Annotated in this window: 1 protein-coding gene; it reads left to right on the top strand. The window is 51.8% G+C overall.

Translation table 11 applies throughout. The features are described 5' to 3' along the window. Positions 1–397: alpha/beta hydrolase family protein (locus J5224_RS35220; protein ID WP_264629413.1), on the top strand; the 397-nt coding region annotated here is incomplete at its 5' end. Positions 398–515 lie beyond the last annotated feature (118 nt).

Below are 515 nucleotides of genomic sequence, written 5' to 3'. Positions count from 1 at the left end.
CCGCTTGAGTGAGCATGCATTGAACATTATTCCCGACGCTTTTATCGGTCTGGCCCCGGTGGTGGATTTAGTAGCAAGCTACCGCGATGTGCAGCGGCGGGAATTTATCACGGCATTCCTTGGCTGCACGCCCGATGAAAACAGGGATATTTACCAGCATACCTCTCCTATTGCCCAGCTACCTGCCCAGGGTAAACAGGTTATTTTTCACGGCGAGCATGATGAAGTGCTCCCGATTGGCGAAATAGATGACTATGCACGGCACGCTCAGCAAAAAGGCACGCCCGTCGAATGCATAACCATCGCGCAGGGAACCCACATGGATTTTTGCGATCCGGATAGCCAATCGATCTCTCGTTTTATCGATTGGCTCGATGCGCAATCCGAGTCGCGATAGGATGTTCTGAGCCCGGGATAAAAACGGCCTTTGCCGTCGCCTGTTAGAGCGAAAGCAAAAGCGCAAAAAAGATCAAACTCAGCAGCACCGCCAGCAGCATATTGCGGATAAAGAAAGC

It is taken from the genome of Candidatus Symbiopectobacterium sp. NZEC135, from assembly GCF_025962695.1.
The sequence above is the reverse complement of the archived record's forward strand: the minus strand, read 5'-3'. Positions and strand labels throughout refer to the sequence as shown.